This window comes from Blautia stercoris (genome assembly GCF_054657695.1).
The window spans coordinates 160,979-173,355 of record NZ_BAAHYF010000002.1; the positions used below are offsets into that span (position 1 = coordinate 160,979).

The following is a 12,377-nucleotide window of genomic DNA, read 5'->3' on the forward strand; positions in this document are numbered from 1 at the left end:
ATTTATCTAAAGCTATCTGTAATAAATGCTAAATGTAAAATTAGAAAAATGTGAAATGTTCACAAAAAAAATAAATAAATAAAGAATAATTGACTAATATGAAATAAAATGGTATTATCTGTACATAATCATAATAGAGTTGTAAAACTCTACAACAACAAAATAATAAATTGTATGGTGAATGGAATGCGATTAAAGAATTATAGTGAAAACTATAGTTTTTTAGTCGCATATTTTTTTGCTTAAAAAAAGAAGTCTGGCCAACTTATTCCATGAACCCTGATTCTGAACATACTCCTGATGAATCAGAAGAACAGGAGCTTTTTATTATTAAAGAAGGCTTTTCTGGAATTACAACTAGCTGTGTAGACTTGTGGGGCTATCGTCCTAAATGAACCTCTTGACAAACAAATCTTTAAATGTGATAATAACGCCAGAGATAGTATTTGAACTCAAAACTATACTCTGGCTGAAATCACTGGAATCTTATATAGAATTTATAATTTATGACGTAAATGTCAAAAGTATAAAAAGATAAGAGCCTGTATTGTGTATTTAAGGAAAACAGGACTCGGATATACAGGAAATCAATCAGAAGTGTTTGGGGTCGGAGTGCGTCCTTAAATGCTTTTTTTATTTCCTTATGGGAAAGGATTATATAAGATGACAATAGAAATGTTAAAAGGAAAAATCCACAGAGCAACCGTTGTTCAGGCGGAACTGGACTATGTAGGAAGTATTACTGTGGATGAAGAACTGCTTGAAGCTGCAAACATACTGGAATATGAAAAAGTCCAGATTGTAGATGTAAACAATGGCAGCAGATTCGAGACATACACCATAAGCGGGGAACGCGGGAGCGGTATGATCTGTCTGAATGGAGCAGCAGCAAGATGTGTAAGTACAGGTGATAAGATTATTATCATGGCATATGCACAGTATGAGCCGGAAGAGGCACGTACACATAAACCTGCAGTTGTATTTGTAAATGAAGAGAATAAAATCAGTAGAGTAACCAATTATGAGAAACATGGCTTATTAAAAGACATGGAAGAGTAAGGCTGAGAAGTCAGCAGAAGCAATAGGATTAACAGTATTGCAAGTAAGAGGAAAGTGAATTTCAGAAAAGAGGCTATCTCTGAGTTTATAAAATCAGGACATCAGTGAAATGTAACTGAAGAAAGAGGAGCAAACTATGCAGGTAACAAAAACAGTAGAAGAAACAAGAAAACAAATTAAAGCATGGAAAAAAGAAGGAAAGACCGTGGGACTTGTTCCGACAATGGGATTTCTTCATGAGGGACATGCAAGTCTGATTAAAAAATGCAGAGAAGAAAATGATATCGTAGTTGTATCAGATTTTGTAAATCCAACCCAGTTTGGACCGACAGAAGATTTAGAGGCATACCCAAGAGATTTTGAGCGTGACAGTAAACTTTGTGAAAGCCTTGGTGCAGATATGATTTTCTGTCCGGAACCATCGGAAATGTACCATGACCCGCATGCTTTTGTAAGTATCGATACATTATCTGAAACCCTTTGTGGAAAAACCAGACCGATTCATTTTAAAGGTGTTTGCACGGTTGTGTCTAAGTTATTTCATATCGTAGCACCGGACAAGGCATATTTCGGACAGAAAGATGCACAGCAGCTGGCAATTATCCGCAAAATGGTAGAAGATTTAAATTTTGACATTGAAATTGTGGGCTGCCCGATCATCCGTGAAGAGGATGGACTTGCGAAATCTTCCAGAAATACTTATTTAAGTAAAGAGGAAAGAAAAGCAGCTCTTTGCCTGTCGAGAGCAGTAAAAGCAGGGCAGGAAATCATTCAGACAGGAATGATGGCAGAAGAACTTCTTGGAAAAATGCGTGCAGTAATCGAAGCAGAACCACTTTCAAAAATTGATTATGTTTCTGTTGTAGATGCACTGACAATGCAGCCGGTAGAAAAAATTGACAAAAATGTACTCGTAGCAATGGCAGTATATATTGGAAAAACCAGATTGATTGACAACTTCAGCTACGAGGTATAATGCATGAAAAATATTTTAAATAAAATCGGAAAAGTCAGTAGTTTTGCATCCAGATATATTGGAATTATTATTATTGCATTTTCCTGCCTTGCATTTTTCTGGCGGGATGGATTTGCATGGATGACAAATTATACATCAGTATTTTTAGGCGTCATTATGTTTGGAATGGGTCTTACGATACGGATGAATGATTTCAAAGTGGTATTTTCCAGACCAAAAGAAGTGATTATTGGTGCGGTAGCGCAGTATACAATTATGCCATTGGCTGCATGGGTGCTTTGCAAAGTGATGCATCTTCCGGCAGATTTGGCATTGGGAGTAATTTTGGTGGGCTGCTGCCCGGGCGGAACAGCAAGCAATGTCATTACCTATATTGCAGGGGGAGATGTGGCACTTTCTGTGGGAATGACGATTGTGTCCACTCTGGCAGCACCGCTTATGACACCATTTCTGGTCTATGTACTGGCAGGAGCATGGGTAGAAGTTTCTTTCTGGGCAATGGTATTGTCCGTGATTAAAGTTATTCTTGTGCCGGTATTGCTTGGAATTTTACTGAGAAGTCTTGCTGGGGAGCATGTAGATAAGGTGTCTGATGTTATGCCGCTTATTTCTGTTATCGCTATTGTAATGATTATTGGAGGAATCGTAGCGGTAAATGCAGAGAAAATCTTAAGCTGTGGAGTGCTTGTACTTGTTGTAGTGGCAATTCATAATTTCTTTGGAATGATGCTTGGACTTCTTGTCGCAAAGATTTTTCATGTGGAATACTCAAGAACGACTGCGATTGCAATTGAAGTGGGAATGCAGAACAGTGGACTTGCGGTGTCACTTGCTGCTGCAAATTTTGCAGGAAATCCACTGGCAACACTTCCGGGAGCAATTTTTAGTGTATGGCATAATATTTCCGGTTCGATTTTTGCAAGTATCAGACGCTCAGGTGCAGAGAGAAGAGAGAAAGCAGTAGGGAGTAGAAAAATAGATTTTGTATAAATTTGGAAAACCTGTAGAATTTTTGTTCTATGGGTTTTTCTTTTTTTGCTGAAGAGTTTTCTTTGATGTGGTACAATAAGACAAGATTAAGAAAAAAGAGAAGGAGAGAGTAGATGAAAAAAGGAAAAGGAATTGCGTTATTGCCAATCGGTGTATTTCTTGTATTATATCTCGGTCTTGGAATTTTATTTGAGTATGTGATGAAAATTCCGATGGGATTTTATAATGTGCCGATTGTAGTTGCATTTCTTGCTGCAATTCTTGTAGCATGTCTGCAAAATCGGGAGTTGAGTTTTGATAAGAAACTGGAAGTTATGGCACAGGGAGTCGGAGATAAAAATATTATCACGATGCTTTTGATTTTTCTGGCAGCAGGTTCTTTTGTCGGTGTTGTCGGAAGAAGCAGTGCGGAGAGTGTGGCATATTTTATGTTGAGTCTGATTCCGGCAAGGTTCTCAGTAGCCGTATTATTTGTAGTTGCCTGTTTTGTATCAGTGGCAATGGGAACTTCGGTTGGAACGATTACTTTGTTGACTCCGATTGCGGCAGCAGTTTCGCAGGCGTCAGGATTTAATCTGGCATTTTGTGTGGCGTCCGTTATGGGAGGAGCAATGTTTGGAGACAATCTTTCATTTATTTCCGATACAACGATTGCCGCCTGTAATGGACAGGGCTGTGAAATGAAAGATAAATTCCGTGAAAATTTCTGGATTGCATTTCCGGCAGCAGTAGCAACACTGATTTTGATTTTGGTTTTATCTTTTCAGACAGAAATTCAGGGGCATGTCAGCCAGTCTTATCATCTGGTTCAGGTATTGCCTTATGTACTGGTATTAATTGGAGGAATTATTGGAATTAATGTATTTGTCGTGCTTTTGACAGGTATTGTTTCCGGGGCATTTATTATGCTGATAGGCGGACATACGACGCCGGTTGATTTACTTACCAACATGGGTTCTGGAGTATCCGGAATGTTTGAAACCTGCATGGTAGCGATTTTAGTGGCTGCAATGTGTGCATTAATCCGAGAATATGGCGGATTTGATGCTCTGCTTAGCTGGATTCATAAAATTTTCCGAGGAAAAAAAGGCGGTCAGATTGGAATGGGACTTTTGGTTGGAACGATGGATATTGCAACGGCAAATAATACCGTAGCGATTGTCATGGCAAATCCAATCGCAAAAGAGATGGCAGAGGAATATGGAATTACTCCAAGAAAGACAGCTTCGATTCTGGATACGTTTTCCTGTATTTTTCAGGGAGTCATTCCTTACGGTGCGCAGATGCTTGTGGCAATTTCAGCGGTAAATGAACTGGGTGGAGAAATTTCTGCATTTCAGATTATGCCGAAATTGTTTTATCCGATGTTACTTCTGCTTAGTTCTATTTTTGCAATTATGAGAAGTAAAAAAGTGTGAAGTAAAATGTGAAACCGCATAGATTTCTAAGTGTACGCTGACTGGAATGTTTTATTTTTCAAAATTTTCTCAAAAAATACTTGACCTTCCACCTTATGGAAGTCGTATAAACAAGGTACAGACAAAGAAACAACGCAGACAGATTTTCAAAAAATGTCGGAAGAGAAGGGACGGAATAAAAATGAAAATCAAACAGGTGGAAGAACTGGTAGGGATTACAAAAAAGAATATTCGTTTTTATGAATCACAGGGACTTCTTGATGTGGAACGTGCAGAAAACGGATATCGGGAATATCATAAAGAAGATATTGCCAGACTTCAGGAAATTAAGTTATTTCGGAAAATGGATCTCTCTATTGAAGAAATGAAAGCTCTTTTTGAAAAGAAGAAAAGCCTGCAGATTTGCCTTGAACAGCATTTAAAAGAACTGGAATATCGCAAAGAAGGACTTACGAAAATGCAGGATATCTGTGAACGCCTCATCTCGGAACATCAATCTTTGGAAACTCTAAATGCGGAAGAATGTCTGGAAGAAATTGAACAGATGGAGAAAGAGGGTGCAAAGTTTATGAGCGTAAACAAAATGGATGTTCATAAGAAAAAAAGAAAAGGTGCAATCATTGGGGCAGTGGTTATGACTGTACTTATGGCACTTACCATTGGATTTATGCTGTGGGGAAATTCGCAGGACCCAATACCATTTGGGCTTCTGGTATTTTTAATTGCAATACCTGTGGCATTGATAATTGGACTTTGGATTGCACTTGCAGGCAGAATGAAAGAGATTGAAGGAGGAGAAGAAGATGAAGCTTCTAAGTATTGAATATATTCCGGGAGTGGAATTTGAAGCGCTGGGAATCGTAAAAGGAACTGTTGTACAGACAAAAAATGTGGGAAGAGATTTTATGGCAGGAATGAAAACTCTTGTCGGTGGAGAAATCGTAGGTTATACGGAAATGCTCAACGAAGCAAGACAGATTGCAACGAAGCGTATGGTGGATGAAGCAAAAGAGATGGATGCCGATGCGGTTATCGGTGTGAAATATGGTTCTTCACAGGTTATGGCTGGAGCAGCAGAAGTGATTGCTTATGGAACGGCTGTGAAATATAAGTAAATAGTGCAATTAAAATAATAAATTAATTGACACCATATACGATACCACCTATAATGATGCTGTGTTTTTTAAGTAAAAAGAAATCCCTGAAGAGAAAGAATAGCATTTCTCTTTAGGGATTTTTTGAAAATTTAATACCATCTTGTCATTGGCAAATCATTATTCACATCATTGGTAAATAAAATCTGGCTCAAATCAATAATGCCATTTTGGAAAGTAGCAGCGCAGGCGCATAAATACAATTCCCACATACGGGCAAATTTTTCATCGAACATTTCTACAACTTCTGCTCTATGAGCCTGGAAGTTTTTATTCCATTCAAGAAGCGTTTTATTATAGTGTCTGCGGAGACTTTCTACATCAATTGTATAAAAACGCATGTCACCGGCAATCTGAATAATTTCACGAAGACTTGGAATAACTCCGCCCGGGAAAATGTATTTTTTGATCCATGCATCTCCAGGATGTTCCTGCAGGGCGCTGATATAATGAAGCAGGAATAAACCGCCTGGTTTTAAAACACTTTTTACACAGGACATAAATTCTTCATAGTTGCCACGTCCAACGTGTTCCAGCATACCGACGCTGACAATTCGGTCAAATTTTCTTTTAGATTTTGGAAGATCACGATAGTCAAGTAAATGAACTTCCAGCAGATTTTCTAAATGTTCTTCATGAATTCGTTCCTCAAATTTTTTCTTTTGTTCCTGGCTCAATGTGATTCCCACACCGTGAATATGGTATTTTTTGGCGGCTTCAATTAATAAGAAGCCCCATCCACATCCAATATCACAGAGCGTCATTCCTTCTTTTAAATATAATTTCTCCAAAATTCGGTCAACTTTGTTGCACTGCGCGTCGTATAGGGTATCGCTATCTTTGGCAAAATAGCCGCAGGAATAGCTCAAAGTATCATCTAGCCATAACTTATAGAAATCATTTCCCAAATCGTAGTGGGAAGAAACTTCTTCTTTTTGTGTTTTTTTAGAAAGAGAAGGAAAAATAAGGCGTTTTAATTTTTTAGAGTCAGTTGAAAATTTTCCAAGCTGACCTAAGAACATATTTAGGGCATTATATAAATCACCCTCGATTTCAATATCACCGTTCATATACGCTTCGCCTAAGGCAATAGAAGTGCTGGTAAGCAAATCAGACATGCTTGGCACTTTGTGAAAGAAAACAGAAAATGTAGGCTCTCCTTTTCCAATTTGATAGGTGTGATCTTGTGTTTTGATTGTAAAAGGTACAGAGTCAAATTTTTCCATGAAGTTAATAAATTGTTGTTCAAACATTCTAAAAAGTCTCCTATCTATGTTTTGCTGTTTTATAAATGATAAGGGAATATTGTATGGTATATGTCGCAGGCAGCATATAGGATATGAGGTTCCTTTATTTTTTATGTATTCTACCACTGGTAATACCAAAAAGTCAAATGGTAATGTCAAAAAAAGAGTAAAAAAATCCGTGTGTCTCCCAAAAAAGAGGCACACGGATTTTGATATGGTGTAAAAAGCTTAATGCATTGCAGAGCGTTTTAATAATGAAATTTCTGATGTTTTGTGATAAAGAATCGGTCTTGCACAGGTACGATTGAAAAATTCAATTAAAGGACCCATGCCAAAAGCTGTGACAAGTGTTCCAATACCGACAGTTGCTCCCATGAAGAATCCCAGTGTTGTGACGAGAAGGTCAGTTCCAATTCGGCATGCTCTGAATGGAAATTTAGTTTTCTTTGTAATAATGAGTGCACAGGCATCGTAAGGAGAAACCCCCATGTCAGCCGTAAAATAAAGGGAAGATGCAAAACACATCAGAACAATTGCGACAATCAGTAATAAAATTCGTACGGTCAGGGTTCTCTGTGGAAGATAAAAATCAAGAAGCTGCATTCCTTTTTCAACAACATATCCAGCAAGAAATAGATTCAAAAGAGTTCCAAGACCAATATAATGCTTGTCAAAAATAAAAACCCCAAGTAAAAGGACAGCATTCGTAATCATATAGGAAATACTGAATTTAATTTGAGAAAGATTCCAGATTCCAATTGCAAAACAGGAAAAAGGGTCAGTTCCAAACAGGGACGCTTTAAAGATAGAAACACTAATGCTAGTAAGAAAAATTCCAACAAAAGTCATAATGATTCGTTTTATAGTAGATGAATTCATTGATTTTCCCCCAATAAAAAATACTTTTAATATCAGTTTCATTATAATGAGTAGTAGCAAAAAATCTATGGATATGTGTGAGGGAGATAGTGAAAAATGTGAGGGAAAATGGGAAGGGAGATTATAGTGAAAATTGTTGTTTTTGTGAAAAGAAAAAAGCGATATGATGAGTTTGTTACAATTAATATATTGAAGAATAATAGAAACATATTGAAATGTAAATAACAAATAGCTTTTCCTTACAATCTATGTTATCATATAAACTATAGAAAAAATATCAGAATTATATGAGAATGAAAGGAATACAAATAATGAAAATCGCAGTAACTTATGATAACGGAGAAGTATTTCAGCATTTTGGCAAAACAGAAAACTTTAAAGTTTATGAAGTAGAAGACAACAAAATCATTTCCAGTGAAGTAGTTAGCTCAAATGGAAGCGGACACGGTGCACTTGCAGGCGTATTGGCTGATTATGGTGTAGATGTTTTAATCTGCGGAGGTCTTGGAGGTGGAGCGCAGACTGCTCTTGCAGAAGCAGGAATTGAAGTGTGTGCAGGTGCAGCAGGTGACACAGATAAAGCAGTTCAGGATTATTTAGATGGAACTCTGGAAGATGCCGGTGTAACTTGTGATCATCATCACGAAGAAGGTCACAGCTGTGGAGACCATGAAGAAGGTCATAGCTGTGGTGGAGATTGCGGTGGCGGATGCCATGGATGTGGAACTCCGCAGATTATTTTAGAGGGAAAAAATGCAGGAAAAACAGTAAGAGTACATTATACAGGTACTTTTAATGATGGAACAAAATTTGATTCTTCTTATGACCGTGGTGAACCGCTTGAATTTATCAGCGGAGCTGGAATGATGATTAAAGGATTTGATAAAGCGGTTGTAGATATGGAAGTTGGCGATGTCGTAGACATTCATCTGATGCCGGAAGAGGCTTATGGAATGGCAAATCCGGATGCAGTTTTCAGTGTTCAGATCAGTGAACTTCCAGGTTCTGAAGAATTAGAAGCAGGCCAGCAGGTTTATCTTCAGAACGCAATGGGACAGCCATTCCCGGTTAAAGTTGTTTCAAAAGAAAATGGTGTGATTACTTTTGATGCGAACCATGAAATGGCAGGAAAAGAATTAAACTTTAAGATTGAATTAGTAGAAATCTGCTAAGAAAAAAATTGGTGAATTAATTTACAGTCTCTTACAGAGAGCTTGTAAAAATAAAGCAGAGCAGTTCAGAATGATTTTTCTGAACTGCTCTTGCTTTGTGTGAAAAATGAAAAATCAGTTAAAAGAAGCAGGGTTTGGGTATTTATCTTCTGAAATGCAGTAGCCATTCTGGTATTTTACAGTTAAATAAAGAGTCTTTTCTTTGCCTTTAATTTTCACATAGCAGATTTTATCATTATCAAATTTATCGGTGATTTCGATTTTTTGATTTTCGTAATAAACCCAGACACTTCCATCTTCTTCGTATTCTACTTCAGGCATATTAATCTGTTCCATGATTTCATCTTCTGTAAGCGGGCGTTCTGTTCCGTCGGCATCAAATGCGACTCCGCCACCGCCCTGCTCTACTGTATTTCCATTTTCATCAGAATAATTCAAGCTATAAGAGCCATCTTCTTTTATATCGAGTGTGGAATCAGTCTGGTCTCCGTGAATCCAGAGCTGAATGGTACGCTGGATTCCGCCAACATTTGCTGCGTATACAGTTCCGGTGCCTCCGACTAAAATGAATGCGGTAAGGATTGCAGCAGCGACTTGAAATTTGTGTTTCTTTTGCATTTTTACCATTTGTGTTACCTCCAGAGAAATTGGTTCTAAGGGATGCAATCCAGAAAAAGCCTGTTTATATTTTTCTTTATTCGTCATAATTCCATTCCCCCTTTAATGATTCTTTGAGCAGTGCTCTTGCGCGTGATAAACGAACTTTTACATTGCTTTGCGACAGATTTAAAATTTCTGCGATTTCCTTAATGGAATAATCCTCGTAATAAAATAAATGAATGACGATTCGATATTTTTTTGGAAGCTTCATGACTTCTTCAAAAAGATTTTCTGATTCCGGTGTTTCAAAAGTTAAAGTTTCCATGTATTCTTCCAAAGAAACTTTATGCTGATGCCAGAAAGTAAGAGTCATATTTTTCGCTTTATTAATTGCAACGCGAATCAGCCATGCTCGCAGATGTTGTTCGTCTTCAAATTCTTTTTTGCTTGTATAATATTGAATGAACGTATCTTGAACGACATCCTGCGCATCGGATGGATTTTTGCAGATGTTAAATGCAATTGCATAAAGATTATTCTGATAACGTTCAATCAATTCCTGAATGGATTGTCTCATGAGTTTTTTACTCCTATTATATTTTGAAAGGTCCTTTCATTTATAACACAAATGAGAAAGGAAAAAGGTTACAAAATAAAAAAATAATAGAATAAAAGGGATATTTTCTTTTCATAAACGTCTAATCTATGTAAGAAAACATTGCATTCAAATTTATCTCAGTCGATAAGACTACGACTGAGATAAACACTCTGTGGGGCGCACATTGTCCAATGGACAATGGTTCTGCGCGGACCGTAACGAAGTGTAGACCGCAGCGATTCTAAGAAGAATTTGTCAGCTTGTGCTGACTAGAATCGCGCGCCAAGTCTCACGAGTGTTCGACTTGAAATTGAACAGCCGGCGAGAAAAGGGTGGTGATATTTTGACGAAAGAAAATTTAGGAGAGTTGATTTTAAATTCAGAAAATCAATTATATGCTACTGCAAAAATCATTCTTGGAAATGATGAGGATTGTGCAGATGCAATTTCAGAAACCATTGTGAAGGCATTTGAAAAGAGGGAAACGCTGAAAAAAGAAAACTATGCGAAGACCTGGCTGATTCGGATTTTGATTAATGAGTGTTATAGTCTGCTTCGAAGGCAAAAGAAATATGTGGCACTTGAAACGGTGCAAGTGAAGGAGAAAAAACAGCCTGAAAAGCAAGATTACAGTGAATTGTATCAGGCGGTTTCTGAACTAAAGGATGAGTTAAAACTTCCGGTTATTTTATATTATGCGGAAGATTTTAGTATCAGAGAAATTGCAGAGATTTTAGAAATAACAGAAGGTGCAGTGCAAAAGCGTCTGGCAAGAGCCCGTGGAAAGTTAAAAAAAGCATTTGAACATAAGGAGGTGTTCGTATGAAATTAGAAGATATCAAGAAAGAAATGCCAAAAACTCCGGAAATGATTCATAATCGGATTCAGGATGAAATAAAAAAACAGATGGAAAATGAGCAGATTGCGGTATTTCCAACAAAAAATGCTAAGAAAACAAAATGGAGAAGAACTCGTGTGGCAGCAGTCGCCGCAGTTTGTATTTTAGGCGTATCGACAAGTGTTTATGCCGGTTCCAAATGGTATGCGATGCATTTGGAAAAACAGGGAACTTATCAGGTGGCAACAAAGATTTCAGCCAATGAACAGAGCAAGATGACCGCAATTCCGGATGAGATTCCAGACGTAAAAATTCAGGCAGACTACCTTCCGGATGGGATGGAAGAGGTAGAAGAAGGAAAATTTTCTAATTTGGAAACACCGTATCAGGGTGGGTTTTCAATGAGCCTGATGCTGTTGGATAAACAGGATTTTGAAAGCGTATTAACGGACAATCATGTGGTAGAAAGTGAAGAAAGGAATTTTGGGAAATACGAGGGTGTTTATCTTCGGTATCAGGATTTGGAGCAGAGTGGTTCGTATAACCAGAGGATTTATCTGATGTGTCCGGATGAATACCGGATGGCAGTCATTTATGTGGGAGATGATATGTCAAAGGAGGAAGCAGTGAAATTTGCTGAAAATATTTCTCTTGTTGAAACAAATAAGATGATTGCGACAAAAGATATGTACAGCTGGAGTGATTTTGTATCAACGGAGCCGGAAACAGAAACCAGAGAAATGGTAACGAGTGTGTCATCGGATGAATTGAAACTCTGGAAAACAGGAGAAGAATTTAAGATTTCCCCATATGTTTCTGCAGAAGATGAAAATGGCAATTCAATCGAATCGGCAGATGTATCGGTAAAAGTGGATTCGGTTCAAATTTCAGATGATTTAAGTTTGTTAGATGAAAATAAGATTCCGGAAGAATGGAAAAAGGCAGTTGGCGAGGATGGAAAATTAGTAGAAAATCAGCTTTCTTATATAAAGACCGGAGATGGTGTGGAAGCACTGGATGAAGTTGTGAAAACCGAAAATGTGAAACAAAAGCTGGTTTTTGTGACGGCAACTTATAAGAATAATTCAGAAGTTACATTGAATCATATATTATATCTCGGAAATCTGATGTTGCTGAAATCAAAAGATGATACTTATCAATTGTATATCGAAAATGAGCAATCGGGAGATAATTATGATTGTATTCATTCGAGCAGCGTAGCCAAGGCATTTGACATGGGTTATTATAGTGTACAGGAAGCTTATGGAAATGGTGGAAACTATATTTCGTCCTTAAAATCAGGAGAGTGTGTTCAGATAGAAATGGCATGGATTGTGGATGAAAATCAACTTTCGAATATGTACCTTAATTTATCCGGAAATGGAAGCAGCAGCGAGTTTGCGGATAGTACACTGGAAACAGGCATTGTGGATATTCATCAGTGAT

Annotated in this window: 13 protein-coding genes; 9 read left to right on the plus strand and 4 right to left on the minus strand. The window is 37.6% G+C overall.

Annotation, left to right across the window (positions count from 1 at the left end; genetic code table 11):
• Positions 1 to 663: 663 nt before the first annotated feature.
• The 6 genes from panD to ACYQ2D_RS10570 all read left to right on the plus strand — a co-directional run bounded on the left by panD (position 664) and on the right by ACYQ2D_RS10570 (position 5,558).
• The gene (gene panD / locus ACYQ2D_RS10545; RefSeq protein WP_117457603.1) at positions 664 to 1,059 is read left to right on the plus strand and encodes an aspartate 1-decarboxylase; all 396 of its coding nucleotides are present in this window, start codon (positions 664 to 666) and stop codon (positions 1,057 to 1,059) included.
• 136 nt (positions 1,060 to 1,195) lie between these two features.
• A complete protein-coding gene (gene panC, locus ACYQ2D_RS10550; RefSeq protein ID WP_459785383.1) occupies positions 1,196 to 2,035 on the plus strand; it encodes a pantoate--beta-alanine ligase in 840 nt (279 codons plus the stop codon).
• Positions 2,036 to 2,038: 3 nt separating this feature from the next.
• Positions 2,039 to 3,025 carry a bile acid:sodium symporter family protein gene (locus tag ACYQ2D_RS10555; RefSeq protein ID WP_117457577.1) on the plus strand — a complete coding sequence of 329 codons (987 nt, stop codon included), beginning with the start codon at positions 2,039 to 2,041 and terminating at the stop codon, positions 3,023 to 3,025.
• 113 nt (positions 3,026 to 3,138) lie between these two features.
• Positions 3,139 to 4,443, plus strand: a complete 1,305-nt coding sequence (locus ACYQ2D_RS10560; protein ID WP_022302630.1) for a Na+/H+ antiporter NhaC family protein — start codon at positions 3,139 to 3,141, stop codon at positions 4,441 to 4,443.
• Positions 4,444 to 4,624: 181 nt separating this feature from the next.
• Positions 4,625 to 5,266 (plus strand): MerR family transcriptional regulator, encoded by a 642-nt coding sequence (locus ACYQ2D_RS10565; protein ID WP_459785385.1) that lies wholly within the window; start codon positions 4,625 to 4,627, stop codon positions 5,264 to 5,266.
• Positions 5,247 to 5,558 carry a YbjQ family protein gene (locus ACYQ2D_RS10570; protein ID WP_022302632.1) on the plus strand — a complete coding sequence of 104 codons (312 nt, stop codon included), beginning with the start codon at positions 5,247 to 5,249 and terminating at the stop codon, positions 5,556 to 5,558. Before ACYQ2D_RS10565 ends, ACYQ2D_RS10570 begins: the two co-directional genes overlap by 20 nt.
• Positions 5,559 to 5,689: 131 nt before the next feature.
• Here ACYQ2D_RS10570 and ACYQ2D_RS10575 read toward each other — a convergent pair whose 3' ends face one another.
• Together ACYQ2D_RS10575 and ACYQ2D_RS10580 are read right to left on the minus strand one after the other, a co-directional pair.
• On the minus strand, positions 5,690 to 6,850 hold the full coding sequence (locus tag ACYQ2D_RS10575; RefSeq protein WP_459785386.1) for a class I SAM-dependent methyltransferase: 1,161 nt from the start codon (positions 6,848 to 6,850) through the stop codon (positions 5,690 to 5,692).
• A 222-nt stretch (positions 6,851 to 7,072) separates the two neighbouring features.
• Positions 7,073 to 7,723, minus strand: a complete 651-nt coding sequence (locus ACYQ2D_RS10580; RefSeq protein ID WP_459785387.1) for a YczE/YyaS/YitT family protein — start codon at positions 7,721 to 7,723, stop codon at positions 7,073 to 7,075.
• 311 nt (positions 7,724 to 8,034) lie between these two features.
• On the opposite strand from ACYQ2D_RS10580, the gene ACYQ2D_RS10585 reads away from it, so the two are divergent.
• Positions 8,035 to 8,895 carry an FKBP-type peptidyl-prolyl cis-trans isomerase gene (locus tag ACYQ2D_RS10585; RefSeq protein ID WP_459785388.1) on the plus strand — a complete coding sequence of 287 codons (861 nt, stop codon included), beginning with the start codon at positions 8,035 to 8,037 and terminating at the stop codon, positions 8,893 to 8,895.
• Between the two features lie 114 nt (positions 8,896 to 9,009).
• On the opposite strand, the gene ACYQ2D_RS10590 is transcribed toward ACYQ2D_RS10585, so the two are convergent.
• A complete protein-coding gene (locus tag ACYQ2D_RS10590; protein WP_459785389.1) occupies positions 9,010 to 9,600 on the minus strand; it encodes a hypothetical protein in 591 nt (196 codons plus the stop codon).
• On the minus strand, positions 9,590 to 10,072 hold the full coding sequence (locus tag ACYQ2D_RS10595; RefSeq protein WP_459785390.1) for an RNA polymerase sigma factor: 483 nt from the start codon (positions 10,070 to 10,072) through the stop codon (positions 9,590 to 9,592). The genes ACYQ2D_RS10590 and ACYQ2D_RS10595 overlap by 11 nt, the downstream gene beginning before the upstream one ends.
• A gap of 364 nt (positions 10,073 to 10,436) precedes the next feature.
• On the opposite strand from ACYQ2D_RS10595, the gene ACYQ2D_RS10600 reads away from it, so the two are divergent.
• On the plus strand, positions 10,437 to 10,919 hold the full coding sequence (locus tag ACYQ2D_RS10600) for a sigma-70 family RNA polymerase sigma factor (protein ID WP_459785391.1): 483 nt from the start codon (positions 10,437 to 10,439) through the stop codon (positions 10,917 to 10,919).
• The gene (locus ACYQ2D_RS10605; RefSeq protein WP_459785392.1) at positions 10,916 to 12,376 is read left to right on the plus strand and encodes a DUF4367 domain-containing protein; all 1,461 of its coding nucleotides are present in this window, start codon (positions 10,916 to 10,918) and stop codon (positions 12,374 to 12,376) included. The genes ACYQ2D_RS10600 and ACYQ2D_RS10605 overlap by 4 nt, the downstream gene beginning before the upstream one ends.
• Position 12,377: the final 1 nt, after the last annotated feature.

What these genes read in the sequence shown, in the direction of transcription:
- ACYQ2D_RS10585 (WP_459785388.1), top strand. Translation starts at nt 8,035, where the DNA reads ATGAAAATCGCAGTAACTTATGATAACGGAGAAGTATTTCAGCATTTT.
- ACYQ2D_RS10575 (WP_459785386.1), bottom strand. Translation starts at nt 6,850, where the DNA reads ATGTTTGAACAACAATTTATTAACTTCATGGAAAAATTTGACTCTGTA.
- ACYQ2D_RS10565 (WP_459785385.1), top strand. Translation starts at nt 4,625, where the DNA reads ATGAAAATCAAACAGGTGGAAGAACTGGTAGGGATTACAAAAAAGAAT.
- ACYQ2D_RS10560 (WP_022302630.1), top strand. Translation starts at nt 3,139, where the DNA reads ATGAAAAAAGGAAAAGGAATTGCGTTATTGCCAATCGGTGTATTTCTT.
- panC (WP_459785383.1), top strand. Translation starts at nt 1,196, where the DNA reads ATGCAGGTAACAAAAACAGTAGAAGAAACAAGAAAACAAATTAAAGCA.
- ACYQ2D_RS10570 (WP_022302632.1), top strand. Translation starts at nt 5,247, where the DNA reads ATGAAGCTTCTAAGTATTGAATATATTCCGGGAGTGGAATTTGAAGCG.
- ACYQ2D_RS10605 (WP_459785392.1), top strand. Translation starts at nt 10,916, where the DNA reads ATGAAATTAGAAGATATCAAGAAAGAAATGCCAAAAACTCCGGAAATG.
- ACYQ2D_RS10555 (WP_117457577.1), top strand. Translation starts at nt 2,039, where the DNA reads ATGAAAAATATTTTAAATAAAATCGGAAAAGTCAGTAGTTTTGCATCC.
- panD (WP_117457603.1), top strand. Translation starts at nt 664, where the DNA reads ATGACAATAGAAATGTTAAAAGGAAAAATCCACAGAGCAACCGTTGTT.
- ACYQ2D_RS10590 (WP_459785389.1), bottom strand. Translation starts at nt 9,600, where the DNA reads ATGACGAATAAAGAAAAATATAAACAGGCTTTTTCTGGATTGCATCCC.
- ACYQ2D_RS10580 (WP_459785387.1), bottom strand. Translation starts at nt 7,723, where the DNA reads ATGAATTCATCTACTATAAAACGAATCATTATGACTTTTGTTGGAATT.
- ACYQ2D_RS10595 (WP_459785390.1), bottom strand. Translation starts at nt 10,072, where the DNA reads ATGAGACAATCCATTCAGGAATTGATTGAACGTTATCAGAATAATCTT.